This window comes from Micromonospora sp. RV43 (assembly GCF_001029515.1).
Classification (GTDB): Bacteria; Actinomycetota; Actinomycetes; order Mycobacteriales; family Micromonosporaceae; genus Micromonospora; species Micromonospora aurantiaca.
Window position 1 is genome coordinate 39030 of record NZ_LEKG01000012.1, and the last position, 25704, is coordinate 64733.

Annotated in this window: 23 protein-coding genes; 13 read left to right on the forward strand and 10 right to left on the reverse strand. The window is 71.9% G+C overall.

What is annotated here, in order from left to right:
* Positions 1 to 237: 237 nt before the first annotated feature.
* Entirely contained in the window at positions 238 to 1341 is a 1104-nt protein-coding gene (locus tag ABD52_RS05120) for an FUSC family protein (protein ID WP_047890943.1), read from the forward strand.
* 20 nt (positions 1342 to 1361) lie between these two features.
* On the opposite strand, the gene ABD52_RS05125 is transcribed toward ABD52_RS05120, so the two are convergent.
* Positions 1362 to 2435, reverse strand: coding sequence for an XdhC family protein (locus ABD52_RS05125; RefSeq protein ID WP_047890944.1), 1074 nt, complete (start codon positions 2433 to 2435; stop codon positions 1362 to 1364).
* A gap of 116 nt (positions 2436 to 2551) precedes the next feature.
* On the opposite strand from ABD52_RS05125, the gene ABD52_RS05130 reads away from it, so the two are divergent.
* The 8 genes from ABD52_RS05130 to ABD52_RS05165 are packed head-to-tail and all read left to right on the forward strand — an operon-like array spanning position 2552 to position 10727.
* The gene (locus tag ABD52_RS05130; protein WP_013285097.1) at positions 2552 to 3424 is read left to right on the forward strand and encodes a xanthine dehydrogenase family protein subunit M; all 873 of its coding nucleotides are present in this window, start codon (positions 2552 to 2554) and stop codon (positions 3422 to 3424) included.
* Positions 3425 to 3426: 2 nt separating this feature from the next.
* A complete protein-coding gene (locus ABD52_RS05135) occupies positions 3427 to 3975 on the forward strand; it encodes a (2Fe-2S)-binding protein (protein ID WP_047890945.1) in 549 nt (182 codons plus the stop codon).
* Positions 3972 to 6362: an aerobic carbon-monoxide dehydrogenase large subunit gene (locus ABD52_RS05140; protein ID WP_047890946.1), complete on the forward strand. Its 2391-nt coding sequence runs from the start codon at positions 3972 to 3974 to the stop codon at positions 6360 to 6362. The genes ABD52_RS05135 and ABD52_RS05140 overlap by 4 nt, the downstream gene beginning before the upstream one ends.
* 13 nt (positions 6363 to 6375) lie before the next feature.
* On the forward strand, positions 6376 to 7242 hold the full coding sequence (locus tag ABD52_RS05145; protein ID WP_047890947.1) for an XdhC family protein: 867 nt from the start codon (positions 6376 to 6378) through the stop codon (positions 7240 to 7242).
* A 2-nt stretch (positions 7243 to 7244) separates the two neighbouring features.
* Positions 7245 to 7823 carry an NTP transferase domain-containing protein gene (locus tag ABD52_RS05150; protein ID WP_047890948.1) on the forward strand — a complete coding sequence of 193 codons (579 nt, stop codon included), beginning with the start codon at positions 7245 to 7247 and terminating at the stop codon, positions 7821 to 7823.
* Entirely contained in the window at positions 7820 to 8689 is an 870-nt protein-coding gene (locus tag ABD52_RS05155) for a MoxR family ATPase (RefSeq protein ID WP_013474605.1), read from the forward strand. Before ABD52_RS05150 ends, ABD52_RS05155 begins: the two co-directional genes overlap by 4 nt.
* Positions 8686 to 9495, forward strand: coding sequence for an SRPBCC family protein (locus tag ABD52_RS05160; protein ID WP_047890949.1), 810 nt, complete (start codon positions 8686 to 8688; stop codon positions 9493 to 9495). The genes ABD52_RS05155 and ABD52_RS05160 overlap by 4 nt, the downstream gene beginning before the upstream one ends.
* Complete coding sequence (locus ABD52_RS05165) at positions 9492 to 10727, forward strand: VWA domain-containing protein (protein WP_047890962.1); 1236 nt, start codon at positions 9492 to 9494, stop codon at positions 10725 to 10727. The genes ABD52_RS05160 and ABD52_RS05165 overlap by 4 nt, the downstream gene beginning before the upstream one ends.
* Here ABD52_RS05165 and ABD52_RS05170 read toward each other — a convergent pair.
* A complete protein-coding gene (locus tag ABD52_RS05170; protein WP_013474602.1) occupies positions 10652 to 11608 on the reverse strand; it encodes a LysR family transcriptional regulator in 957 nt (318 codons plus the stop codon). The genes ABD52_RS05165 and ABD52_RS05170 overlap by 76 nt on opposite strands.
* A gap of 142 nt (positions 11609 to 11750) precedes the next feature.
* Positions 11751 to 12707: a YafY family protein gene (locus ABD52_RS05175; protein ID WP_047890950.1), complete on the reverse strand. Its 957-nt coding sequence runs from the start codon at positions 12705 to 12707 to the stop codon at positions 11751 to 11753.
* 58 nt (positions 12708 to 12765) lie between these two features.
* Between ABD52_RS05175 and ABD52_RS05180 the strand changes: the two genes are divergently transcribed.
* On the forward strand, positions 12766 to 13509 hold the full coding sequence (locus ABD52_RS05180; protein ID WP_047890951.1) for an alpha/beta fold hydrolase: 744 nt from the start codon (positions 12766 to 12768) through the stop codon (positions 13507 to 13509).
* A gap of 108 nt (positions 13510 to 13617) precedes the next feature.
* Here ABD52_RS05180 and ABD52_RS05185 read toward each other — a convergent pair whose 3' ends face one another.
* On the reverse strand, positions 13618 to 14373 hold the full coding sequence (locus ABD52_RS05185; protein WP_047890952.1) for an ABC transporter permease: 756 nt from the start codon (positions 14371 to 14373) through the stop codon (positions 13618 to 13620).
* A 27-nt stretch (positions 14374 to 14400) separates the two neighbouring features.
* Positions 14401 to 15282 carry a 4,5-DOPA dioxygenase extradiol gene (ygiD, locus tag ABD52_RS05190; protein WP_235437347.1) on the reverse strand — a complete coding sequence of 294 codons (882 nt, stop codon included), beginning with the start codon at positions 15280 to 15282 and terminating at the stop codon, positions 14401 to 14403.
* A 159-nt stretch (positions 15283 to 15441) separates the two neighbouring features.
* Here ygiD and ABD52_RS05195 point away from each other — a divergent pair, with 159 nt between their 5' ends.
* Positions 15442 to 16560, forward strand: a complete 1119-nt coding sequence (locus tag ABD52_RS05195) for an epoxide hydrolase family protein (RefSeq protein ID WP_047890954.1) — start codon at positions 15442 to 15444, stop codon at positions 16558 to 16560.
* Between the two features lie 101 nt (positions 16561 to 16661).
* Here the strand turns inward: ABD52_RS05195 and ABD52_RS05200 are convergent, their stop codons facing one another.
* Complete coding sequence (locus ABD52_RS05200; protein ID WP_232236668.1) at positions 16662 to 17825, reverse strand: MFS transporter; 1164 nt, start codon at positions 17823 to 17825, stop codon at positions 16662 to 16664.
* Positions 17826 to 18048: 223 nt separating this feature from the next.
* Here ABD52_RS05200 and ABD52_RS05205 point away from each other — a divergent pair, with 223 nt between their 5' ends.
* Both ABD52_RS05205 and wrbA read left to right on the forward strand, forming a co-directional pair.
* The gene (locus ABD52_RS05205; protein ID WP_235437348.1) at positions 18049 to 21324 is read left to right on the forward strand and encodes a BTAD domain-containing putative transcriptional regulator; all 3276 of its coding nucleotides are present in this window, start codon (positions 18049 to 18051) and stop codon (positions 21322 to 21324) included.
* Between the two features lie 49 nt (positions 21325 to 21373).
* Positions 21374 to 22015 (forward strand): NAD(P)H:quinone oxidoreductase, encoded by a 642-nt coding sequence (wrbA, locus tag ABD52_RS05210; protein WP_047890956.1) that lies wholly within the window; start codon positions 21374 to 21376, stop codon positions 22013 to 22015.
* Positions 22016 to 22043: 28 nt separating this feature from the next.
* On the opposite strand, the gene ABD52_RS40620 is transcribed toward wrbA, so the two are convergent.
* The 4 genes from ABD52_RS40620 to ABD52_RS05230 all read right to left on the reverse strand — a co-directional run bounded on the left by ABD52_RS40620 (position 22044) and on the right by ABD52_RS05230 (position 25004).
* Complete coding sequence (locus ABD52_RS40620) at positions 22044 to 22346, reverse strand: DUF664 domain-containing protein (protein WP_235437349.1); 303 nt, start codon at positions 22344 to 22346, stop codon at positions 22044 to 22046.
* 656 nt (positions 22347 to 23002) lie between these two features.
* Positions 23003 to 23311, reverse strand: coding sequence for a hypothetical protein (locus ABD52_RS05220; protein ID WP_047890957.1), 309 nt, complete (start codon positions 23309 to 23311; stop codon positions 23003 to 23005).
* The gene (locus tag ABD52_RS05225; RefSeq protein ID WP_030270948.1) at positions 23308 to 23487 is read right to left on the reverse strand and encodes a hypothetical protein; all 180 of its coding nucleotides are present in this window, start codon (positions 23485 to 23487) and stop codon (positions 23308 to 23310) included. Before ABD52_RS05225 ends, ABD52_RS05220 begins: the two co-directional genes overlap by 4 nt.
* Before the next feature lie 305 nt (positions 23488 to 23792).
* Entirely contained in the window at positions 23793 to 25004 is a 1212-nt protein-coding gene (locus tag ABD52_RS05230; RefSeq protein ID WP_030270950.1) for a helix-turn-helix transcriptional regulator, read from the reverse strand.
* Positions 25005 to 25704: the final 700 nt, after the last annotated feature.

Consider the following 25704-nt stretch of genomic DNA (forward strand, 5'->3'; position numbering starts at 1 on the left):
CTGCGCGCACCAGAAACGCTATTGACCTGGAGGAACGGCGACCATCCAGCGGGCTGCCCGATCCGGGTACAGCAGGCGCTACCACCGGCCCGGGCGCTCGCCTGCCGACTCGTCGTCCGTTCCACCTGCCGCCCGCCACCCGAGCGATTGAGCAGGTCACAGCCGGGGTAGTGGGCCTCCTCGCGGAAGATCGATCGGCGGCCGGTCCCGGCCTGCCCGGCGAGAGGGGTACCACCGGTGCGGACCTGGGTACGCGACGCCGTCGCGCGGTTGCGCGGCGACGGGATGACAGTGGTCGAGCTGACCGCCGCCGCTGTGGTCGCGTGGATCGTGGCGGCGGTGGTGATCCGGCACCCGGACCCGTTCTTCGCGCCGACCGCCGCGCTCGTCGTGCTCGGCGAGTCCCGCGGGCGACGGCTGCGGCAGACCGTCGAGATCCTGTTCGCCGTGGCAGCAGCCGTGCTCGTCGCGGAGCTGCTCGTGTACGCGCTGGGCCCAGGCACCGAGACGGTCCTGCTGGTGCTGCTGCTGACCACCACGACGCTCGTGGTGATCGGGGCCCGCCGTGCCCTGGTCGTGCAGGCCACCGTCTCGGCCATGTACCTGGTCGTGGTCTCCGCGCCGAACGGGACGCTGATGCCGTTCCGCTTCGTCGACGCGCTCATCGGTGGCGCCGTGGCGCTTGCCGCCAGCCAGCTGATGGCCGCCCGTGACCCGCTGGCACCACTGGTGGCCCAGGCCCGGCGCAGCTACACCGACCTGGCCGACCTGCTCGACCAGGTCAACGCGGCGCTGCGGGGCTGCGACGAGGACGCCGCCCGCGCCGCGCTGGACCGGGCGCGGCAGGTGGACGACTGCGTCGCCGAGATGCAGGCCGCCGTGCTCGCCACCGGTGAGACGCTGCGGCTGGGACTGCGCCGCCGGCACCTGGGCAAGCTCGTCGAGGTGGAGGCCACGCTGCGGCAGCTCGACTACGCCGCCCGCAACATCCGGGTGCTGGCCCGGGCCGGTGTGACCCTGACCCGCCGGCACACCGCCACGCCGCCGGAGCTGGCCGCCGCGATCGGCGCGCTGACCTCCGCCGTACGGTCGGCTGGTGAGGCCATGGCCCACGACCTCACCGGCGCCGACGCCGACCGGGACGCGCAGCGGGCCGACGCGGCGGCGCTGGAGGCGGTCCGGATCGCCGCGGGCCTGCTGCGGACCGATCCGCCACTGCCGGTCACCATGATCGTCGGGCAGATCCGGGCGACCGCGATCGACCTGCTGCGCGGTGTCGGCCACGACGACGTGGCGGTGCTGGACCGGGTGGACGAGGCGCTCGGCCTGAGCCGGGGGTGACACGTCCGCCGCTGGTCCGCTCAGCGGTGGTGGATCGGGGTGTCGAGGTCCGTCAGCCGCCGGCCGGACCCTCCCGCGGCCAGGGCGACGAACTCGGCGGCGATCGCCACGGCTGTCTCCTCCGGCGTACGCGCCCCCAGGTCGAGTCCGATCGGTGAGGAGAGCCGGGCGAGGGCGGCCTCGTCCACACCCGTCTCGCGCAGGCGGCGCAGCCGGTCGGCGTGGGTGCGGCGGCTGCCCATCGCGCCGATGTAGCGGACCGGGGTGCGCAGGGCGACCTCAAGCAGCGGGACGTCGAACTTCGGGTCGTGGGTGAGGACGCAGAGCACTGTCCGCTCGTCGACTGCTGTCGACTCCAGGTACGTGTGCGGCCACTGGACGACGAGGTCGTCGGCATCGGGGAACCGCTTGCGGGTGGCGAACACCGGACGGGCGTCGCACACCGTGACGTGATAGCCGAGGAAGCGGCCGATCCGGGCCACCGCGACGGCGAAGTCGATCGCGCCGAAGACGATCATCCGTGGTGGCGGCAGGTACGACTGGACGAAGACGGACACCTCGTCGTGCCGCTGCTGCCCGCGCGTACCGAGTCGAACGGTTCCGGTGGTGCCGAGGGCGAGCATGCCCTCAGCCTGCCGCGCCACCGCGCGGTCCAGGTCGGCGCCGCCGAGGGTGCCGGCCACCCGGTCGGGCCAGACCACCATCTGGGCTGTCCCGGCCGACGCCGTCGCCACCGGCGCACCCGCGCGGATCGCGGCGAGCACCGCGTCCGGCTCGGTCAGGACGACGTCCGGCTGGACCAGGACCTCGATGGTGCCGCCGCAGGTCAGGCCCACCTCGAAGGCGTCGTCGTCGCCGACACCGTACGTCTCGGTGCGTGCCTGGCCGGTGCGTATGGCCTCCTGGCAGAGCTCGTACACCGCGCCCTCGACGCAACCTCCCGAGATGCTGCCGACGACCTCACCGTCGGCGCAGACCGCCATGGCCGCGCCCGGCGGTCTGGGCGCCGACTTCCAGGTCCGCACGACTGTCGCGACGGCGAACCGGACGCCGGCGGCACGCCACGCGGTCAACCCGTTGACGATGTCTCGCATTGCCGCACGATCCGTGAGCAGCAGCGGCACCGTCAACGCCGACCTAAGGACTTGCTTAGGTCGGCGTTGACTTCCGCGGGCACCGGCACCACATTGACGACTTCCGGAGGTGCGACATGCAGGTGCCGGCCCCGTTCGAGTACGAACGAGCAACCAGTGTGGACCATGCCATCAGCCTGATGGAACGGCTGGGCAGCACGTCCCGGCTGATCGCCGGCGGGCACAGCCTGCTGCCGATGATGAAGCTGCGGCTGGCCAGTTTCGACTATCTCATCGACATCAACGATCTCCACGACGAGCTCGGCTACATCGAGGCGGGCCCGGACGAGCTACGCATCGGTGCGCTGACCCGGCATCGGGAACTGCTTGAGTCCGCCACCCTGACGGCGGCCTTCCCGATCTTCGCCGACGCCGAACGGGTGATCGCCGATCCGGTGGTGCGCAACCGGGGCACACTGGGCGGCTCCCTTTGCCAGGCGGACCCGTCGGAGGACCTGTCCGCGGTCTGCACCGCCCTGGACGCGAGCTGTGTGATCCGGGGGCCGGGCGGCGCCGAGCGGGTGGTGTCCATGGAGGAGTTCCACGTCGGGCCGTACGAGACGGCTGTCGGCGACGGGGAGATCCTGGTCGAGATCCGGCTGCCGGTGCGGCCCGGCTGCGGCAGCGCCTACGAGAAGGTGGAGCGCCGGGCCGGCGACTGGGCGGTGGTCTCGGCGGGTGCCGCGGTCTGGCTCGACGGCGACGTGATCTCCGACGCCCGGGTCGGGCTGGCCGCTGTGGGTCCGAACACCACCGGTATCCCGGAGATCTCGGCGGCGCTGCGCGGGCAGGAGCCCGGCGAGGGCCTCTTCGCGCAGGCCGGCGCGATCGCCGCGCGCAGCTGCGATCCGGCCACCGACCAGCGGGGCAGCGCGGACTACAAGCGGCACCTGGCCGACGAGCTGACCAGACGGACCCTGCGCCGGGCCGTGGAACGGGCGAGGAGCTGAGCATGCAGGTCACCATGACCGTCAACGACGTCGAGGTCACCCGGGAGATCGAGGGCCGCCTGCTGCTTGTGCACTTCCTGCGCGACGTGCTGGGCCTGACCGGAACGCACGCGGGGTGCGACACCAGCAACTGCGGCACCTGCGTCGTCTGGCTCGACGGCGAACCGGTGAAGTCGTGCACAGTGCTGGCCGCGATGGCCGGCGGACACCAGGTGCGTACCGTCGAGGGCCTGGCGAAGGGCGGGGAGCTCGACCCGGTCCAGCAGGGCTTCATCCAGTGCCACGGCCTGCAGTGCGGCTTCTGCACGCCCGGCATGATGATGACTGCTCGCGCGCTGCTGAACCGCAACCCGGACCCGACCGAGGCGGAGATCCGCGAAGCGATCTCCGGTCAGATCTGCCGCTGTACGGGCTACGCCACCATCGTGCGCTCGGTGCGCTGGGCCGCCGTGCACGAGGCGAACGCGGCCGCCGCGGTCACCGAGACCACCGAATCACGCGAAGCCGGCGAGATCGACAACGCCGGCCGGCCCGCCGGGAGCGTCGTATGACGACTGTGCACGAGCGCGTGGACACCTTCCACGACAACGACCAGAAGCCGGTGGGCTACGGCCGCATGCTGCGGAAGGAGGATCCGCGGTTCGTACGCGGCCGGGGCCGGTTCGTCGACGACGTCCGGCTGCCCGGCATGCTGCATTTGGCCATCCTCCGCTCGCCGGTGGCCCACGCGCGGATCCTGAGCATCGACACGAGCGCCGCCGAGGCCTCACCCGGCGTCAAAGCTGTCGTGACCGGGGCGATGCTGGCCGAGCAGGGCCTGGCCTGGATGCCGACGCTCTCCAACGACGTGCAGGCCGTGCTCGCCACCGACAAGGTGCGCTTCCAGGGCCAGGAGGTGGCGTTCGTCGTCGCCGAGGACAAGTACGCGGCGCGTGACGCGCTGGAGCTGATCGACGTCGAGTACGACGTCCTCGATCCGGTCGTCGACGCCCGCCGCGCGCTCGAACCGGGCGCCCCGGTGATCCGCGACGATCTCGACGGCAAGACCGACAACCACTGCTTCGACTGGGAGACCGGTGACGAGGCGGCCACCGCGGCCGTGTTCGCCCGCGCGGACGTCGTGGTGAGCCAGGACCTGGTCTATCCGCGGGTGCACCCCGCGCCGATGGAGACCTGCGGGGCGCTCGCCGACTTCGACCCCGTCGACGGCAAGCTGCGCCTCTGGTCCACCACGCAGGCCCCGCACGCGCATCGCACCCTCTACGCCCTGGTGGCGGGCATCCCCGAGCACAAGATCCAGGTGATCTCGCCGGACATCGGCGGCGGCTTCGGCAACAAGGTGCCGATCTATCCGGGATACGTCTGCGCGATCGTCGCGTCGATCGTCACCGGGAAGCCGGTGAAGTGGATGGAGGACCGCTTCGAGAACCTGATCAGCACCGGCTTCGCCCGCGACTACATCATGCGTGGTGAGATCGCGGCGACCCGTGACGGCCGGATCCTGGCCATCCGCACCAACGTCCTCGCCGACCACGGCGCTTTCAACGGCACCGCCGCGCCGGTGAAGTACCCGGCCGGCTTCTTCGGGGTGTTCACCGGCAGCTACGACATCGAGGCCGCGTACTGCAAGATGACGGCGGTCTTCACGAACAAGGCACCGGGCGGTGTGGCGTACGCCTGTTCGTTCCGCATCACCGAGGCCGTCTACCTCGTCGAGCGGATCGTCGACTGCCTCGCCGACGAGCTGGGCATGGACCCGGCCGAGCTGCGGCTGAAGAACTTCATCCGCCCGGAGCAGTTCCCGTACACGACGAAGACCGGCTGGGTGTACGACTCCGGCGACTACGAGCCGACCATGCGGCTGGCGATGGAGATGGCCGGCTACGCCGACCTGCGGCGCGAGCAGCAGGAGAAGCGGGCCCGGGGCGAGTTGATGGGCATCGGCGTCGCGTTCTTCACCGAGGCCGTCGGCGCCGGCCCGCGCAAGAACATGGACATCCTCGGCCTGGGCATGGCCGACGGCTGTGAGCTGCGCGTGCACCCGACCGGCAAGGCAGTGGTCCGGCTCAGCGTGCAGTCCCAGGGCCAGGGACACGAGACGACGTTCGCGCAGATCGTCGCCGAGGAGATCGGCATCCCGCCGGACGACATCGACGTGGTGCACGGCGACACCGACAACACGCCGTTCGGTCTCGGCACGTACGGCAGCCGGTCCACACCCGTCTCCGGTGCCGCGGCGGCCCTGGTCGCCCGCAAGGTCCGCGACAAGGCCCGGATCATCGCCTCCGGCATGCTGGAGGTCTCGGTCGCCGACCTGGAGTGGGACAAGGGTTCCTTCCGGGTCAAGGGCGACCCGGGCAGGAGCGTGACCATCCAGGACATCGCGATGCGGGCGCACGGCGCCGGCGACCTGCCCGAGGGCGTCGAGGGCGGGTTGGAGGCGCAGATCTGCTACAACCCGTCGAACCTGACGTATCCGCACGGGGCGTACATCTGCGTGGTGGACATCGACCCCGGCACCGCGCAGGTCAAGGTGCGGCGGTTCATCGCCGTCGACGACTGCGGCACCCGGATCAACCCGATGATCATCGAGGGGCAGGTGCACGGCGGGCTGGCCGACGGAGTCGGTATGGCCCTGATGGAGATGATCGCGTTCGACGAGGACGGCAACTGCCTCGGCGCGTCGCTCATGGACTACCTGATCCCCACCGCGCTGGAGGTGCCCGACTGGGAGACCGGCTTCACCGTCACCCCGTCCCCGCACCACCCGATCGGCGCGAAGGGCGTGGGCGAGTCGGCCACCGTCGGCTCCCCGCCCGCGATCGTCAACGCGGTCGTCGACGCCCTCGAACCCTTCGGCGTACGGCATGCCGACATGCCGTTGACGCCGTCGCGCGTCTGGGACGCGATGCGCGGCAACGCCCGCCCGCCGATCTAGGGGAGGTGGCCCCATGACGACTATCGCCCGCCGTACGCATGATCTGACCGTCTCGCGCGCGCCGTTCGTGCACGCCACGGTGGTCCGGGCGCAGGATCCGACGTCGGCCCGGCCCGGCGACGACGCGGTGATCCTGCCGGACGGCACCATCGAGGGTTTCGTCGGCGGGATGTGCGCCGAGAGCTCGGTGCGGGCGGCCGCCCTGGACGCCCTCCGGGACGGCAAGGCGCTGCTGCTGCGGGTCCTGCCGGACGGCGCGCCCGCCTTCCCCGACACGCCGGGGGCACGGGTCGTGGTCAACCCGTGCCACTCGGGCGGGGCGCTCGAGATCTTCCTGCGCCCGGTGCTGCCCGTACCCGTGCTGGGTCTGGTGGGCGACACGCCGATCAGCGCGGCGGTGGCCACCCTGGCTGCCTTCCTCGACTTCGAGGTGGCCACGTCCGGTGACCACTCCGGCGCGACGGCGGTCGTGGTGGCCGGCCTCGGCAAGGGCGAACAGGACGCCGTCCGCGCCGCGCTGGACGCCGGAGTGGGGCACATCGCGCTGGTCGCCAGCCGGACCCGCGGCGCGGCGGTGCTCGACGAACTGGCGCTGTCCGACGCGGAGCGCGCCCGGGTCCGGACCCCGGCCGGACTGGAGATCGGGGCGCGCTCACCGCAGGAGATCGCGCTGTCGATCATGGCCGAGGTGGTGCGGGCGCTCCGGGTGGACGGCCTCGCCTCCTCCCCCGCACCACCCGCGGCGCTCCCCCAGCAGGCAGTCGACCCGGTGTGCGGGATGACAGTCCTGGTCGGGCCGGACACCCCGCACGTGCGGATCGACGGCACCGACCACTGGTTCTGCTGCCCCGGCTGCCGCGACCGGCACGTGGCGGCGTAGCCGTGTTCGTCACCGGCCTGGTTCTGGCCGCCGGGGCGTCGGTGCGCCTCGGCGAGGCCAAGCAACTGCTGCCGTACCGCGGGCGGACGCTGCTCGACGCCACCCTCGACCTGGCCCGCTCGTGTGCCTTCGACCAGGTGCTGGTGACCCTCGGCGGCGCCGCCGACCTGGTCCGTGAGCGGGTGGACCTGACCGGGGTCCAGGTCGTCGAGAACGCCGAGCTCAGCACGGGATGCGGATCGTCGGTCCGCGCCGCGACGCAGGCGGTGGACCCGCGCGCCGACGGGCTCGTGCTCCTGCTCGGCGACCAGCCCGGCGTACGGGCCGCCGACGTACGCCGGGTCGCGGCGGCGACCACCCCGCTCGCGGTGTGCCGGTACGCCGACGGCCTGGGGCACCCGTTCTGGTTCGCCAGTGACGTCCTGCCGGAGCTGCGTGTCCTGCACGGTGACAAGGCGGTGTGGAAGCTGCTGCACTCCGGCCGGCACCCGGTCACGGAGATACCGGTGGACGGGCCGGTGCCGATCGACGTGGACACCCGCGCGGACTACCGGCGGCTGCTCTCTGGCGAGGCGCGGTGAAGGATCCGCAGGCCGTGCGGCGCCGGCTCGACGCCGTCGACTACCTGGCCGACGACGGCATGGCGATGGCCGTCTTCCTCGCGCTGGAGCTGGGCAAGCCGCTGCTGCTCGAGGGTGAGCCCGGCGTCGGCAAGACCGCGGCGGCGAAGGCGCTGGCGCGGGCGCTGGACACGACACTGATCCGGTTGCAGTGCTACGAGGGCCTGACCCCCGGCGAAGCGCTGTACGAATGGAACTACCAGCGGCAGTTGCTCGCCATCCGGCTGGCCGAGGCCCGGCACGCCTCGCTCACCGACGCCGACCTGTTCGCCGCTGAGTTCCTGCAGGAACGGCCGATCCTGCGGGCGGTACGCCACCCGGGACCGGTCCCGCCGGTGCTGCTGATCGACGAGATCGACCGGGCCGACGACGAGTTCGAGGCGCTGCTGTTCGAGTTCCTCGGCGAGTCCGGGATCACCATCCCCGAGCTGGGTACGTTCACCGCGACCACGCCGCCGGTCGTGGTGCTCACCTCCAACCGCAGTCGCGACCTGCACGACGCACTGCGCCGCCGCTGCCTGTACCACTGGATCGACTTCCCGCAGATGGACCGCGCCACCGAGATCGTCCGGCGGGCCGTGCCGGGCGCCACCGAAGGGCTGATCCGCACGGCGACCGCCTTCGTCGGCGACGTACGCGCCCTCGGCCTGGACAAGGCACCCGGCATGGCCGAGGCCATCGACTGGGTAGCCGCGCTGTCAGTGCTCGGCGCCGCCGACCTCTCCGCCGACGACGTCGTCCGGACCATCGGCACCATCGCCAAGACCCCCGACGACCGCGCCGCCGTCGCCGCCGCGCTCGGCGCACACCAGGAGAGGCCGGCATGAAGATCACCAACGAGTTCACAGTCGACGTTCCGATCGCGCGGGCGTGGGCGATCCTCACCGACCTGGAGGGCATCGCGCCGTGCCTGCCGGGCGCCCGGCTGACCGGCGTCGACGGCGACGTCCACCAGGGCACGGTGAAGGTCAAGGTCGGTCCGGTCGTCTCCGAGTTCGCCGGCACCGCACGTTTCGTCGAGAAGGACGACAGTCGCTATCGGGGGGTGATCGACGCGAAGGGCCGCGACCGGCGGTCGGCGGCGAACGCGTCCGCGCTGGTCACCGCCGAACTGCGGCCGGACGATCAGCGCACCGTCGTCAGCGTGGACACCGATCTGAAGATCTCCGGGCGGCTGGCCCAGTTCGGCAGCGGCATGATCAAAGAGGTGTCGGGCAAGCTGCTCGCCCAGTTCGTCGCCAACCTCGAGGCGAGGCTGGCGGCCGAGAGGACCGGCGACAGCACGGCCGGCGACCCGCACGAGGCCACCGCGCCTGACGCACCCGAGCCCGCACCCGCAGTCGCCGCCGCGACCGGCCCCGACGCCTCCGCGGCTCGCACCCTCGCGGCCGAGGCGGCAGCGCCCGACACCGCCTCGCCCTCGTCCGCCACGCCGCCCGGGTCCGCCGTGGCCGGCACCCCCGTGGCCGCCTCGGCGTCCACCGGTCGACCGGATGCCGGCAGCAGCGCCGAACCGGAGACGCTGGACCTGCTCGGCGTCGCCGGTGGTGCCGTCGTCAAGCGCCTCGTGCCGGTGCTCGTCGGGATCGTCGTCGTCGGTGCGGTGATCGCCTGGTGGGTCGCACGCCGGTGAGGCACGGTCTGCTGCGCGGCGTCGACCGCGCGGCCTTCGCGACGGCGTTCGCCGACCGGTTGCGGCGGGCCGGCGTACCCGCCGGGCTCACCGAGGCCGGTGACTTCGTCCGGGCGCTCGGCGTGTGCACACCCGGGGAGACGACCGCGCTCTACTGGGCCGCCCGGATCAGCTTCGTGCGGCGGCACGCCGACCTCGCCGCCTTCGACAGCGTCTTCGCCGCTGTGTTCGCCGACGCGCCGCCGCTGCCGCTCACCCGGTCGGCGGCCCCGCCGGGCGCTCGGGACGACGTGCACCTGCCGGTGCCCGCCGACACCGACGACACGGGCGACGGTGGTGGGCTGCCGTGGGCGACGTTGCCGGCGCCCGTCGCCGAGGCGGAGCCCTCCGATGCCGGAGTGCGGCTGCCCGAGCGACGGCCCAGCGCCCTCGCCGGACTCGCCGACCGGCCGTTCGAGGACCTCGACGACGCCCAGCTCGCACTGCTCGGCGAGGCCCTGCGCGAGGCCGTCGCGCGCTGGCCGTCCCGGCGCACCAGGCGGCACGCCGTAGGCCCGGCCGGGCGGCGGGTCGCGCTGCGTCCGACGATCGCCCGCGCCCGACGCACCGCGTGGGAGCCCGTCGAGGTCGTCCGCGAGTGGCCGCTACGCCGACCGCGCCGGGTCGTGCTGCTGTGCGACGTCAGCGAGTCGATGCGGGCCCAGGCCCACGCGTACCTGCACCTGCTGCGGGCCTTCGCGATGACCACCGACGCGGAGGTGTTCGCCTTCGCCACGACGCTCACCCGGCTCACCGTCGCGCTGCGGCACACGTCGGCGTCCGCGGCGATCGCGCACGCCGGCGCCGCCGTGACCGACCGTTTCGGGGGTACGCGCATCGCGACGAACCTGCGGGGCCTGCTCGCGTCCCCGCACGGCGACGCGGTTCGCGGGGCGGTGGTGCTGATCGGCTCGGACGGCTGGGACAGCGACCCGCCGGCCGAGCTCGCCGCCGTGATGGCACGGCTGAGCCGCCGCGCCCACCGGATCGTCTGGCTGAACCCGCGGGCCGGCGCCCCCGGCTTCGCTCCCCTGGTGGCGGGCATGGCCGCGGCCCTGCCCTACTGTGACCGGCTCCTGCCGGCCGCGACGTTCCGGGATCTGCTGGACGCCGCCGGTCAACTCCAGAGCGTCACGTGCACCGAGGGCCGGAAATGGTTCACCGCGACGCCCACGCCGCGCATCATCGCCTGAATCGCCCGGGGCGTCGACGCGAAGCGGCACAGCTCGGCTGCCACGGACGGAGTGCCGGGGGTGACGAGTACCAGCGAATGCCACACCGCCTCGGCCGTCGCGTGCGGCCCGGACAACGCCACGAGCTGACCGCCGCGGACGTCCGGCGCGACGGTGAACGACAGCGCGGGCGCGATCCCCCGGCCGCGCTGGGCCTCACCCAACGCCGCCGCGTGGCTCTGGAAGATCTGCTGCCGCTCCTCGGGTACGCCGAGCCGGCGCAGCATCGCCGGGACAGCGCCCAGCGTGTTGGTGGCCGAAGGCCCGAGCAGCCAGGTCTGGTCGCGCAACTGCCCCGGTGACGCCGGCACACCGGCCAGCGGATGATCCGGGCCGACGACGGTCACGAGCCGGTAGTTCATCATGGGCCGGCAGGAGATCGCCGGTTCGGCCACCGGCGGCAGCGGCCCCATCGCGATGTCCGCGGCCCGGGTCAGCAGCAGCGACTCGAAGGAGCCGGGGTCGCAGACGCTCAGCTCGATGTCGAGGTCGGCGGCGCGTCTGGCGAACAGCTCGATCAGTCTCGGCGCGGCGAACTCGGCGAACTCGCTGGACGCGGCGACCCGCAGCATCCGGCGGCCGTGTGCCGCCGAACTGACCTCCAGGACCGTACGGTCCTGCAGGCCCAGCATCTCGGCCGCGCGGCTGGCGAGCCGCAGCCCGCCGGGGGTGAAGGCCAGCCCCGCCGCCGTCCGGGTGAACAACTGGTCTCCGAACTCCCGCCGTAGCTGGCCGATGAGCAGCGAGACCGCCGACTCGGAGACCTCCAGCTGCGCGGCTGCCTGCTTGACGGATCCCAGCCGGACGACAGCGACGTAGGCCCGTAGCTGCGTCGGAGTCATCGGCGTCGACCCGCCCTTCTGCGGCGCCGTGGACTGCTGCGGGCAGCCCGCGGTGTACCCCGATCATTCCCCGCCGATTGCGCCGCCGCCAGGGACAGCGCACCTCGGGGCGATCCGGCCGGTACGCGGGGTGAGCGCCCGATCAGGCGTCGGCGTCGGTGAGCAGTCGGGCGGCCAGGGCGCGTACCTCGTCCTTGAGTTCGTCCGGGCGGTCGATCGTGAACGACCAGCCGAGCCCGGCGAGCATCTGTGCCGCACCGTCGAGCCGTTCGGCTCGGGCGGTGAGGCGCACTCCGCCGGGAACCTCGGTGAGCGTGCCGACCGAGGGCGGGATCCGTCGCTGCGCCTGCTCCAGGCTGGTGTGCAGCACCGCGGAGATGTCGTGCGCGTACGGCACTGCTGCCAGACCGGCGAGTACCTGCGTGGTGGGATCGAAGCCGGCCGGGATCTCGAACCTGCCCGGGGTGGGGTGGGCTGTCCCGATGCGGTCGAGCCGGAACGTCCGTACGGCCCGGCGGTTGTGGTCGTGGCCGGTGACGTACCACCGGCCGGCGTGGAAGACCAGCCCGTACGGGTCGAGCCGGCGCTCGCCGGACTCGCCGCGCCAGGTGGTGTAGGTGATGTTCACCGGTTGCTGATGTCGGGCCGCGTCGGCGAGCACCAGCAGCACCTCGATGCCGGCCGGGGCGGGCTTCCGGACCCGTGCGGTGAAGTCCACTGTCTCCAGCAGCGAATCGATCCGCCGGGCGAGAACGGCCGGCAGCACCCGGCGGATCTTCGCGGTCGCGCTCTCGGCGGCCGCGCCTTCGGCGGTGACCAGCCCGGCCCGGCCGGCGGCCACGAGCCCGAGCATGACGGCGACCGCCTCCTCGTCGGTGAGCATGAGTGGCGGCAGCTTGTATCCGGGCGCGAGCCGGTATCCGCCGTAGCGACCGCGCCGGGCCTCGACCGGGATGCCCAGGTCGGCGAGGTGCGCGGCGTATCGGCGGACCGTGCGCTCGTCGACGCCCAGCCGACCGGCCAGGTCGGCGACGGTGAAGCCGCCGCCGGCCTGGAGGATCTCCAGCAACGCCAGTACGCGCGCGGTCGGCCGGGTCACAAATCCCCACTCCTAATCCGGGCGGAACCTGTCCGGTATTGATCGTAGCGTGTCAGGCATGACGACCTTCGTACTGGTTCCCGGGTTCTGGCTCGGCGCATGGGCCTGGCGCCCGGTCACCGCTGCCCTGCGCGGGCACGGCCACGAGGTGCACCCGCTGAGCCTGACCGGCCTGGGCGAACGCGCCCACCTGGCCCGCCCGGACACCGACCTCGACGTCCACGTCACCGACGTGGTCAACCTGCTGCGCTACGAGGACCTGCACGACGTGGTTCTCGTCGGGCACAGCTACGCCGGCGCGGTCGTGACGACAGCCGTTGCCGACCGCATGACCGACCGCATCGCCCAACTGGTCTTCGTCGACACCGGCCCGCTGCCCGACGGGGCGGCGAACGACGACTTCAGCCCGCCGCCGGAGCGTGAACGCAACGCGGCGGTGGTCGCCGAACACGGCGACGGCTGGCGGCTGCCGCCCCCGCCGTGGGCCGAACTGGCGGCGAGCGCAGCAGACGTGGATGACTCGGTCGTCGCGTTGCTCGATGAGCGGTCGGTGGCCCAGCCGTGGGCGACTGCCACCACCCCGGTGCGGCTCACCGGGGCGTGGGAGAAGCTGCCCCGCCTCGGCGTGCTGTCGAGCTTCACCGCCGAGCAGGCACGCGAGATGGCCGCCACCGTACCGCTGTGCCGGCACATGGCCGGCGATTCGTGGCGGTACGAGGAACTGCCGACATGGCACTGGCCGATGCTCAGCCGGCCGGCCGAGCTGGCCCGGATCCTGCACGAAGCCAGGCCGACGGCATAGCCCGCGGTGCCCGGGCGACCGTACCCAGGTCACCCGGGCACCGGCACGGGGGAACCATCCCGTCTTCGGGTTCTCTCCCGGCCAGGCGGTCAGACGTCGGAGCGGAACCTAGACGGCAGGGCCCGGTCGGCGAAGCAGTCCGTTGGCGACCAGCTCGACGGTCACCGCGACGGCGATCGCCTCGACGGCCAGGAGCGCGACCAGGACCAGTAGCTGGGCTGCCCCGGCCTGGACGGGTGTGCCGCCGCCGAGCAGCACGCCGACGAAGGCGCCGGGGAGCGTGACCAGGCCGACGGTGCGTGTCTGGTCCAGCGCGGGCACCAGCGCCTGCCCCGCGCTGGGCCGGCAGATCTCCAGCGCCGCATCCCGCGGCACGAGGCCCAGCGCCAGGGCCGCTTCGTACTCGCCGTGGCGGTCGCGAAGCTCGTCCAATGCGCGGCGGCCCGCCAGGGAGGTGGCCGTCATCGCCCCGCCGATGAGGATCCCGGCGATCGGAACGACCGCGACCTCGGTCAGCGGCACCGCGCCGGAGGCCACGACGAGGGCGGAGGCCGGGAGCGCGCCGACCGCGATCGGCGCCAGCACCGGCCAGCCGAGGCGAAGCGAGCTGACCCGGCGCGCGGAGGTCGCCGCCGCGACCAGGATCATCAGCGTGATGAACCCGGCGCTGGCCCACCACGACCGCAGGACGGCAGTGATGAGCAGCGCCACGGCGCACAACTGCACCACCGCGCGCAGCGCCGCCGTGGCGATGCCACGGGCGTGGCCGAGCCGACCGGCCCGCACCGTTGCCACGGCGACGAGCACGAGAACGACGAGTACGGCGGCGAGCGCCGGACCCACCGCGACTGCACCTTGATCCATGGGAGCATTCGACCAGCCGGCGCTTGCTCAGATGTTGGAGCCGTCCGGCGGCAGGCCGGGCGGTGGCTGCGGGGATCCGCCCCGGCCGGCAGCCGGTGGACAGGACATGCCCAGGGTGTAGGCCGTCATGGACAACGAGCCGTAGGCGTAGCCGTCGACGAGGACCTCGGTGTCGGGGGTGTCCATGGCGGCGGCCAGACCGGCGAGGTACAACGCGGGGATGAAGTGATCCGGTGTCGGTACCGCACGGTGGAAGTCCCCGTGAGCGTCGAGGGCCGCGTACTCGCCCGGGTCGGTCAGCATCCGGGCCTTGGCGTCCTCGTCGAAGCGTCGCGCCCAGTCGAAGCCGTCGTCGGCCAGCGCCCAGTCCATGCCGCGCAGGTTGTGCACGACGTTGCCGCTCGCCACGATCAGCACGCCGCGCCGGCGCAGTGGAGCGAGCCGGGCGCCGAGTTGAAGGTGGTAGTCCATCGGCTTGTCGGCGTTGATGCTGAGCTGGACGACGGGAATCGTCGCGTCCGGAAAGGCGTGCATCAGCACCGACCAGGTGCCGTGGTCGATGCCCCAGCTGTCGACGTCCGCCCCGACCCAGGTCGGATGGACGACGTCACTGACCTCCTCAGCCAGCTCGGGCAGCCCGGGCGCCGGGTACTGCACCTCGAACAGCTCCTGCGGAAACCCGTAGAAGTCGTGGATGGTCCTCGGCCGGGGCATCGCGGTGACGGCCGTGGCGTTGATGTACCAGTGGGCGCTGACCACCAGGATCGCGCGGGGACGCGGCACCGCTGCGCCGAAGGCTCTCCACGCGGAGGTGTACCGGTTGACCTCGAGGGCGTTCATGGGGTTGCCGTGGCCCAGGAACGCCGCGGGCATCAACACATCCAGGGCCGGATGTACGTCTGAAGGCACGTGGACACGATAGTGCCGCCTCGCAGCGGTTCCGGCCTGAATCACGCTCCTCGGGGGATCGGTGATCGAGTCTCCCGGATCGTGGCTGCCGATCGCCGTGCGGCAGCCTGCCCGTTCGGGCGGCTGCCGAGTGACTCCTGGCGATGGAATCATGATCGGGTGACGCCCTTCCACATCGACGTGCCCGAAACCGTCCTGGACGACCTGCGGGCTCGGCTCTCGCGGACGAGGCTCGCGCCGGCCGCCCCGGGAGAGCCGTGGGCCGCCGGCACCGACCCTGGGTACCTGGCAGATCTGGTGCGGTACTGGCTCGATGGATTCGACTGGCCTGCGGTCGAGCGTGCCCTCAATCGGCACCCCCAGTTCGTCACCACGGTCCGGGGCACGCCGATCCACTTCGTTCATGTCCGCTCGGCATCGCCCGACGCCACGGCGCTGATCCTGACCCACGGCTGGCCCAGCACGTACACGGAGATGCTGCCCCTGGTGTCCCGGCTCGCAGACTTCGACCTCGTCATACCGAGCCTGCCGGGCTTCGTCTTCTCCGGACCACTCGCCGAGGGCCCGACGACCGAGGCGGCTGTCGCGGACGTGTGGGCCGAGCTGATGACCCGTCTGGGCTACGACCGCTTCGGCGCCTACGGTGGCGATGTCGGGTCCGGCGTGTCGACGTGGCTCGGCGCCCGCCACGCAGATCGGGTCATCGGGGTCTTCTCGCAGCACATCAAGTTCCCGCCGGCGGACCGCAGGGGCGACCTCAGCCCGGCCGAGGAGGCGTTCATCGCCAAGCTCGACGCGAAGGCCCAAGATGACTGGGGCTACGGAATCATCCAGGAGACACGGCCCGACACCCTTGCGGCCGCGCTGAGCGACTCGCCGTCCGGACTGGCCGCATGGATCGTCGAGAAGTACCAGCGCTGGAGCGACTGCGGCCGCGACATCTCCCGCCGGTTCGGCTTCGACGAGTTGCTGACCACCGTGATGCTGTACTGGGTCACCAACTGCATCGGCACATCATTCCGCCCCTACCGTGACGACCACCTGGCCCCACACCTGCCGATGGTCGACGTGCCCGCCGGCATCACGGTCAGCGTGGAGGACGCCGGCCTGCCCCGGTCGTTCGCCGAACGGACCTACGCCAACCTCACCCACTGGCGCGAGCCCAGCGTCGGCGGCCACTTCCTCGCCCAGGAAGAGCCCGATCTGCTCGCTGCCGACCTGCGCGCCTTCTTCAGCGCGCTGCGGTGCTCCAGAAGCCCAACCGGCGACGTCGTCTAGATCGTTTCAACCATGGGACGAGTGGTCCAGATCCTCTCGAACGCTGCGCCACGCAGGCCACAACGCCGAGGCGGCCGACGTTGAACTGCGCGTCGGGGCCCTCAAGCGGTCGGGTGCGAGAGCGTCACGGCAACCACTGGTCCGATCGCGACGCTGAGCAGGTAGGCGAGGTTGAACAGACCCAGGGCTTCGGCCCGGTGGGAGGCGGACACGACGCCGGCCGCGTGCAGGGCGAGTACGCCTTGGCCGGTCGCGGCGGCCAAGGAGCCGAGCGTCATCGCCGCAAGCAGCAGCGGTACGGCGGTGGTGACCGCCGCCAGCAGCGGCGCGGTGGCGCCGGTGACGAGCAACGCGGCGGCCGCGACGCGGCGTGACACTCGCACGGATGCCGCGACCAGGAACCCGGAGCAGATGCCGCCGATCAGGTACGGCGCCAGCAGCACGGTCCCGCTCAGGGTGCCTGCCCATCCCGCGTGCTGTCGCAGCAGGTCCGGCGCGGCGTAGAGCAGGGCGAAGTTCCCCACTCCCAGCGCGAAGGCCAGCGCGCACGCCGCGAGGAACCGGCCGTTCCGTGCCACCGCAGCAGGCAGGAAGCCGTCCGGACGGACCTTCATCCAGAACACCAGCAGAGGCAGCAGTACGACGGTGGCCGGGCCGGCCACCAGCGGTCGGTGCGGAATGAGGACGGCAGCGGTGACCAGCATGGCCAGGATGGTCATCCCGAAGAAATCGAATGGCGCCGGCACCGCGTCCGCTGCGGTGGTGCCGCGGCGAGCCGCGGGCACGGCGAGCACCGCCAGCAGCGGCAACGCCAGCGCCACCTGCCACGACGAGAGGTCGGCGATCAGTGCCCCGGTCAGCGGACCGGTGGCCCCGACGACCGCCAGCGACGCGGCGACCACGCCCATCTGCCGGGCCGAGCCGGCCAGTTTCATCGCCGTCACGGTGAGTCCGGCAGACCCCAGTCCCTGCACCGCCGCACCGGCCACCATCGCCGGCACGCTCGGGATCAGCACGAGGAGGAGCGTCCCCGCGGCCACCAGCGCGGACGCGACGGTCAGGACCGCTCCTACGCCGCGACGGGCGAGCAGCGCCGCCAGCAGCGGCGTCCCCAACGCGATCCCCCAGCCGAAGGCGGTCACGCCGGCGGCCGCGGCCTGTTCCCCGCTACCCGTTGCGCGCGCCAGGTCGTCGAGCAGCAGTGCCGGTGCGGCAATCCCGAACGACAGCGGACCGGCCAGCAGGGCGAGCCAGGGTGTGGCCACCCGCCCTGGTGCGAGCTGCCTGGGACGGTGAGCGGCTCGGCGCCGCTGTAGCTGATCCATGTCGTTCCTCCGGTGTCGGCTCGGTTCAGCCTGCCCGGGGCTCCTTACCATCGACTGATGACCGGCTGACGTACGCGCCGGTGACCGCGCCGCTTCCCGGTGAGCAGACCGTCGATCGGCGGACGTTCGCGGGGCGGGACAGCCGGCTGGCTAGTGTGAAGCGATGAGGTTCGGAGTGCTGGGCGACGTCGCGGTGTGGACGTCGGACGGCACTCCTGTCGCCGTGCCCGGCCTCAAAGTGCGTGGTCTGCTGGCTGACCTGCTGGTTCATGAGGGACGCCCGGTGACCGCCGACCGGCTGATCGAGGATCTCTGGGGTGACGAGGCGCCCGGCAACGCGCTCGGGGCGCTCCAGACCAAGGTGTCGCAGTTGCGCCGCGCACTGGGGGCGGGCGAGGTGGGTGGCCGTGCGCTGGTCGAGTCCGGTGAAGCCGGCTACCGGCTGCGGACGCCGTCGGAATCGGTCGACGCCGGTCGCTTCGCCGCTCTGTTGCTACGCTCGAGCGCGCAGCGGGAGCCGGCTGTGCGGGCGGCGACGCTGACGGAGGCCCTGTCGCTCTGGCGCGGTTCCCCGTACGCCGACTTCAGTGACGAGCGATTCGTCCGCCAGACGGTCGAGCGGCTCAACGACCAGCGCCTGACCGCGCTGGAGGAGCTGGCCGAGGCCCGGCTCGCTCTCGGTGAGCACCACCTGCTCGCCGGGGAACTGACCGACCTGGTCGCACGCCACCCGTGGCGTGAGCGACTACGGGCCGCGCACCTGCGCGCCCTGTACGGCTCGGGACGCCAGCATGAGGCGCTGTTCGCCTACGAGCAGTTCCGTCGGCAGGCGCGCGACGAACTCGGCATCGATCCCGGCAGAGAGTTGGTCGAGCTGCACGGGGCGATCCTGCGCCAGGATCCCGCCCTCCAGCCGCCGGCACCGGCGTCGGCTCCGGCCCGAACCAACCTGCCGGCGCCTCTGTCGCCTGGTCCGTACGGTGGGCTGATCGGGCGCGACGCGGCCGTCGAGGCGGTACGGGAGCGGCTGACGAACGAGCGGCTGGTGACCCTGACCGGTCTCGGTGGGGTGGGAAAGAGCAGGCTGGCGATCGAGGCCGCCCGTGCGCTGGGTGACACGTTCCCCGCTGGAGTGTGGCTCGTCGAGCTGGCCGGCCAGCAGTACAGCGGCGACCACGCGACCTGCACCGAGATCGTCGACATGGTGGCGGCGACGCTCGAGATCCGGGACGACGGTCCGCCCGGCCTGCCCGGGGACCGACCACCGCGCGAGCCGATGGACCGGCTGGTCACCGCGCTGCGGGGTCGGCGAATGCTGTTGCTGCTCGACAACTGCGAACACGTGGTGGCGCCGGTCGCTCAACTGACCGAGAAACTCCTCGGCGCCGCGGCCGACCTGCGCATCCTGGCGACGAGCCGCGAGCCGCTCGGGATCCCCGGCGAAGTCGTCTTTCCGGTGCCGCCGCTTGGCCTGCCGGAGCCCGGAGCCGGCGCGCGGCAGATCGCCGAGGCTCCGGCGGTTCGGATCTTCGTAGCCCGCGCCCGCGCCACCGAGCCGGGGTTCACCGTCGATCAGCGGAACGCGGACGCGGTCGCCGTCATCTGCCGGCGTCTCGACGGCGTACCGCTGGCGCTGGAACTGGCCGCGTCCCGCCTGGCCGTTCTCGACCCGGGCGAGCTGGCGGCACGGCTCGACGATCGCTTCCGGCTGCTGTCATCCGGCCGGCGCACCGCGCCCCCGCGTCAGCAGGGGCTTCGCGCCGTGATCGACTGGAGTTGGGAGTTGCTGTCGCCTCCCGAACGCGCGGTGCTGCGCCGGCTTGCGGTCTTCGCCGACGGCGCCACCCTGGCCGCCGCCGAGCAGGTGTGCGGTGGCGGGCAGGTGGCATCGGACGAGGTCCTCGATGTGCTGGCACGCCTGATCGACCGATCGCTGGTCATGGTGCGGCACGACGAGAGTCCGCGACGTTTTCGCCTACCGGAGACAGTGGCTGCCTACGGTCTGGAACAGCTCGGCAGCGCCGCCGAACTGCCCGAAACTCGTCGCCGTTACGTCACGTGTTTCGCCCGTCTCGCCGAGCAGGCCGCCGGACGGCTACGTGGTCACGATCAGAGTCGTGCGCTGCGCGAGCTCGACGCCGAGAACGCAAACCTCCGGGCGGCACTCGACGTCGCCGCCACCGACGGTCAGGCCCGCGTGGGCTTGGCGCTCGCCACCTCGTTGTCCTGGTACCGGCTTCTCCGGGGTCGATTCGGAGAGGTGAGACGGTCACTGCGAACGGCGTTGGACATCGTCCCGAGGAGCGAGGACGACGTCGCACCGGACGGCCTACGGCGACATGCGCAGATGTGGCTGACCGCTCTCGCCACCCGGGACGGCGATCCGACCGCTCCCCGGCAGCGGATCCTGGAGAGCTACCAGGACACCGAGGGGCCGGAGAAGGCTTTCGCGCAGTGGTTGTTCGCCTCCATGATGCTCGGCTCCGGAGATCCGGGCGAGGCCGCCGTCCTGGTCGACGCGGCGCTGGCGGCGTTCCGCGCCGGCGGGGACCGGTGGGGCATCGCTGCCGCCTGTGCCATCCGAGCGGACCTCGCGCTCGTACTCCGCAGCGACCTGCCCGCCGCGCAGCGTGACTGCGAGACCAGCCGGTCGCTGTTCGAGCAGGTGGGCGACCGCTGGGGACAGGTGCATCCGACGAGCCTGCTGGGAACCCTGGCCGAGATCCACGGCGACTACGATCGCGCCGCCACGCGCTACCGGGAGGCGCTGCGCATCGCCGAACACCTGCGACTGTGGACGTCGGTGTCCCGGCAGCTGGCATGCATCGGCCGGCTCGCCATCTTGAGGGGCGACCTCGACGAGGCCGCCGTCAGTCACGACCGCGCGCTACAGGTGGCCCGGGAACAGTCAAGCCGCTCAGCCGCCGCCTTCGCCGGCACGGGCCTGGCAATGATCGCGCGACGGCGGGGCGACCTCGACGCCGCCGAGACCCAGCAGCGAAACCTCCTCGACTGGAACCGCCGCGCCGGCTTCCTGCCGGGCTGCGCGCTCGCGCTGGCCGAGTTGGGGTTCATCGCGGAGCACCGCGGTGATGCTGTCCTCGCCGAGCGCCACCACCGTGAGTCGCTCGACGCGGCGCGCGCCACCGGGGATCAACGGGCGATCGCCCTGGCTCTCGAGGGCCTGGCCGGGGCCATCAGCCTCGGCGGTGACAGCCGCACCGCCGCGCGGCTGCTCGCCGCGGCACGGACGCTGCGCGAGGCCGCCGGAGCGCCGCTGCCTCCCGGCGAGCAACACGACGTCCAGCGCATCACCGTCCGCCTCCGGGAGGCGCTCGGCAGCGACGAACTCGCCGCCGAAATGAGCCGCGGCGCGCAGCTCGACCTCGACGAACAGCCGTTCAGCGGCGTCGGTAAGGGGATGGTCAGCGAACGGTAAGCCTGATCGGCACGGTTGACCCAGAACCGAGCCGACCCCAGGAGGCACCATGCACACCGATGCCAGGATCGCCGTCATCTACTACTCCGCCACCGGCACTGTGCACCGGCTCGCGCAGGCATTTGTCGACGGAGCCGCCGACGCCGGCGCGGAGGTCCGCCTGCGCCGGGTGGCAGAGTTGGCACCGGAGCACGTCATCGATGCCAAGCCGCAGTGGCGAGCCCACCTCGACGCCACTGCCGACATCCCGGTCGCCACCCTGGACGACCTTCGGTGGGCCAACGGGTACGCCGTCGGCACGCCGACCCGTTTCGGGAACATCTGCTCCCAGCTGCGCCAGTTTCTCGACACCACGACCGTCCCGTGGCAGGCGGAGGAACTGGCCGACAAGCCGGCGACCGGCTTCACGGCCACCTATGAGGAACACGGCGGCCAGGAGGCAACCCTGCTCAGCCTCTACCAGACCTTCCACCACTGGGGGTCGATCATCCTCCCCACGGGCTACCTGAACTACGACACCGCTCACGCCGCCGGCGGAAACCCGTACGGCGTCAGCCTGGTGGAGAGCCGCGCCAGCCGGGATCACGAGTACGTCAAAGCTGTCCTCGAGACGGCCTGCTTCCAGGGCGCACGCCTGACCCGGATGGCAGCCGCTGTCGCCGCCGCCCGCGCGGACAGCCGGCTCGGGTGAGGCCCGGCGGCGGGAGCAGTACGATCTACTACTCGCCGGTTGGGCCGCCTGCCAGTTCTGCCACGATGTCCAGGTGCCCAAGGTGGCGGGCGTACTCCTGCACGAGGTGGAACAGCACCCGCTCCAGCGACGCCGGGTCGGCGCCGTCCCAACGCTCACCGGGCGCGCCGATCGCGTCGAGGTCGCTGCCCTCCACCACCGCCCGCGTGTGCCGGCCCTGCGCGCGCAGCGCGGCCAGCAGGTCGGCCCGGGTCTCCTCCGGCCCGACGAACCACCGCTCGTCTCGCCGGTCACCCCACGGGTCGCCGCCACGCGCCCCTGGAATCCCCACTCGATCCAGCGCAGCTCCACGTACCGCAGGTGCCTGACCAGTTCCAGCGGCGTCCACCCGGACGGCAGCGCGCTGCGGCGCACGTCGTCCTCGGCAGCGCGAGCACCTTCGCCACCACCGTGTCCCGGAAGTAGTCGAGGTAGCGCAGGAACACCTCCGTACGACCGGCGGCCGGAACGGTGGGTGCGGGAAACTCGATGGTCATCCGACCAGTATCCGCAGGCCCAAGTGGCCCGCGCACCATACGGGCCAGTGTCGCGGGTGGCTGCGGCGGACGTCAGACGGCCTCTTCGCCAACGGTTCCTACACTCGGCTGGTGCCGGAACCGCGCTTCGAGATGGTGATCGCCCACGTCTTCGACGTCACGGGCCGCCCACTGATCGTCTCCGGGTCTTGTAGTCCGACCGACCTGCGCCAAGACGACATGGTAGAGGTTCTGTGTGGCGGCTACGTCGTGGCCGCAACCCGCGCCTACGTTGAGCTGCACTCGCGTCCCGGTACCGCGTCTCTCGCACTGCCTGACGTGGCAGCGTCTGACGTAGAGCCAGGCTATGTCCTTCGAGCTCTCGGGCAGCACTGAGGCCGACAGCGGAAGTCGCACCGACCGCTTCGGTGTGCACTCTCAGCGAGCCGATCGGATCAGGCTTGATATGAGGTCAGACGGGCTGATCACGCGCTGCCCGGCTCGGTTCGGCTGGCCCGGTTGCTGTACATCGCTGCTGTACTGCTGGCATGGGCTGGTCGGCCGCCCTGGTCCAGCCGAGGAAGCGACAGTGCAGCACGCCGGCTGGCGTCCAGGGCATGTCCTCGGTGGCCTGGACGAGGTAGGCACCGAGGTAGAGGGCCAGCGACACCGGAGCATCCTCGTACTCCGCGCGCAGCTCGCGCTTGCGGGTCGGGCACGGCCATGGCAGGTCGCAGCCACCGCAGCTCCAGACCGGCATGACCGGGCCGTGGGTGGTCACCGCACCCCCTCCAGGAACCGCGCGGTGGTCGCCCGCGCCTGCCGGCTCGTCGCCCACTCCACCTGCCAGCACGGGTACGGCGTGAGCCGCGCCCACCACGCCCGGCACCCGGCACACATGCCGTCGAGCCCTGGTACGTGAACCGCGACGATCGCCTGTTCCTGCTCGCTGGTCACTGCTCACCCTCCGACGGCCAGTGGCCCCGATTGATCGGTATCCGATGCCGGACGCGGCAGGGCAGTTCGGACCCACAGCGGCAGATGCGCCGCCAGAGCCGCCACGACCACACCGGCCGATGCCTGCGAGCAAGAGTCAGCGCGGTGGCAGAAAGGTAGTCGTCATACGAGACGCGCCGCACGGACCCTCCCTCGGTTCTGAGGGGACGCGGCGACCAGGCGATACCCGCACCGCCCGCCGCATCCCGTGAGCAGGACGCTACGGTCGGTCGCAGAGCGGAATAGGTAGGGTTCCTACCCCTGGATCACGAGAGCAGCCCGACCTTGACCGCTAGGTCACGGGCGTCGTCACGGGTGGAGCGCGGGCCGTCGAGCAGGTCCAAGGTGATCTGCCGGGCATACCCGTTGAAGCGGATCGTCTCCGGGGCCGACTCGTACGCCTTCCGCAGCGTCGTCACTGCCGCTTCCTTGTCGTCCTTGCCGTAGTGCGCCCGCGCCACCTCGATGAGATGGCGTGCCCGGCGCGGCCTCGACGGGATGGCCGCCGAGTCGTGGCGGCGCGCCTGCCGTACCGCCTCACCGGACTTCTGCAACTCCACCGCCACCGTCACCGCGTGGGCGCCCATGATGACCCGGGAGAACGACGTCTGCGGCTGATAGAAATCCTCCGGCAGACGCTGCGCCACCCGGTCCGCCCGATCCCAGTACCGCCAGGCCCGGCCTTCCTCGCCGGCACGCGCGGCGGTGTAGGCGGCCTCGAAGTTGAGCGCACCCCACAACGCCAGCAGATTCGTGCCCGCGTCGGCTGCCCTCGGCTCCAGAGCCGACAGGACGTCGTGCGTTACCGCCATGGCGGTATCCCAGTCCCCGGCGTCACGATGCACCTGGCACAGGAACCATGCCGCGAGGGCCAATGCCTCCGGGTCACCGGAATCCTGCGCCGCCACCATCGCCCGGTCCGCAACCCGCCACAACAACTCGGCAGCCGGCTGGTACGCAAGAAACATCTGCGTCAGACCGAACGTCTCCGCCAACAGCGACTGCGCCCGCCGACGCTCGACGCCCTCGTACACCAGCGCGGCGCGCTGCACGTCGTGCAGAAGTCTCGGCAGCAGCCCACCCAGCACCGTCCGATGATCGGACGCCTGGTGGCGCGCCCGCCACGCCACCGCAAGCCGCTCACGCAAACCAGCCAACGACTCCACCGCAGCCTCGTCGGCGAGCACGACACGGTTCACGGCGTCCCGCACCGACGCCAGCGCCGGGTGCTCCGGACCGTTTACGACAGCGGACCTGTCGCTTAGCTCGCCGGCCAGGGCGGACACGTCGACCTTGAGCGCACGAGCGATGCGGTCCAGCATGTGAATGCGCGGAGGCAGGATCCGATCGGTCTCCACCGCCTTGACCCACTCGGCGCTGCGCCCGACCAGTCCACCGAGCACCGCGCGAGTCTTTCCGGACCGCTCCCGGTAGACCTTCAGCCGCTGCCCGAAGGTCAACTCCGGCAAGGATTCCATCCCGAACCTCCTCATAGCGCGGGATGCGCCACCGGCCGCGGGGCCGCCGTGGCACCAACGCTACCGACCTACGTGCGTACGCATAACCCCGAACACACCGGCACGCTGCCCGGAGCCCTCGTGTTGGCTCCAACCTAGACGTGCGTCCACTTCATCTGCGCTGGCTTGCTCGACGCGCTGGCCGCGCCACGTCGCGGCCTCACATCATTGGTCGCTGGTCGCCGAGGCTTCACGCCGTCTTGTGCCCCGGGTGTGCCCGAGGCCCGGCGAGCGGTACTTCCTCCAGCGCCGGAAACCCGCCCCCGTCATCCCGCCGCCGATCGCCCCCAACAACGCCTCGTTGAAGGGTCCTGGCTGCTCTACGTAACCCAGAGCGACCATGAGTCCGACCGCGGCCGCCACCACGCCCCCAGCCACCATCGTCAGGTAGGAAAGGCGGCCACGCACCCCACTAGTAGAGCAGTCACCGTAATCCGGCGTACAGGTCGCACCCAGCGACGGCCCGGAGCGGCGAGCGGTCATCGGCCGCATGTCGCACGGTCAGCCTGGGAATCGGGTTGATCTATACGGTGGCTACAGAGGTTGAAAGGCTGACGTCCGTCGGCGTGTCTGCGTGATCTGGGTCGATGTGGGCGGTAGGTCGGAGGCATGAGGTATCCGGCTGGTGGTGGCGTGAACGCGGCAGCCCGGGTCCGGCGTG

Excerpts from the sequence above, each read along its gene's own strand:
- ABD52_RS05140 (WP_047890946.1), top strand. The coding sequence starts at position 3,972 with ATGACGACTGTGCACGAGCGCGTGGACACCTTCCACGACAACGACCAG.
- ABD52_RS05170 (WP_013474602.1), bottom strand. The coding sequence starts at position 11,608 with ATGACTCCGACGCAGCTACGGGCCTACGTCGCTGTCGTCCGGCTGGGA.
- ABD52_RS05130 (WP_013285097.1), top strand. The coding sequence starts at position 2,552 with ATGCAGGTGCCGGCCCCGTTCGAGTACGAACGAGCAACCAGTGTGGAC.
- ABD52_RS05135 (WP_047890945.1), top strand. The coding sequence starts at position 3,427 with ATGCAGGTCACCATGACCGTCAACGACGTCGAGGTCACCCGGGAGATC.
- wrbA (WP_047890956.1), top strand. The coding sequence starts at position 21,374 with ATGCACACCGATGCCAGGATCGCCGTCATCTACTACTCCGCCACCGGC.
- ABD52_RS05145 (WP_047890947.1), top strand. The coding sequence starts at position 6,376 with ATGACGACTATCGCCCGCCGTACGCATGATCTGACCGTCTCGCGCGCG.
- ABD52_RS05180 (WP_047890951.1), top strand. The coding sequence starts at position 12,766 with ATGACGACCTTCGTACTGGTTCCCGGGTTCTGGCTCGGCGCATGGGCC.
- ABD52_RS05125 (WP_047890944.1), bottom strand. The coding sequence starts at position 2,435 with ATGCGAGACATCGTCAACGGGTTGACCGCGTGGCGTGCCGCCGGCGTC.
- ABD52_RS05160 (WP_047890949.1), top strand. The coding sequence starts at position 8,686 with ATGAAGATCACCAACGAGTTCACAGTCGACGTTCCGATCGCGCGGGCG.
- ABD52_RS05230 (WP_030270950.1), bottom strand. The coding sequence starts at position 25,004 with ATGGAATCCTTGCCGGAGTTGACCTTCGGGCAGCGGCTGAAGGTCTAC.
- ABD52_RS05185 (WP_047890952.1), bottom strand. The coding sequence starts at position 14,373 with ATGGATCAAGGTGCAGTCGCGGTGGGTCCGGCGCTCGCCGCCGTACTC.
- ABD52_RS05205 (WP_235437348.1), top strand. The coding sequence starts at position 18,049 with ATGAGGTTCGGAGTGCTGGGCGACGTCGCGGTGTGGACGTCGGACGGC.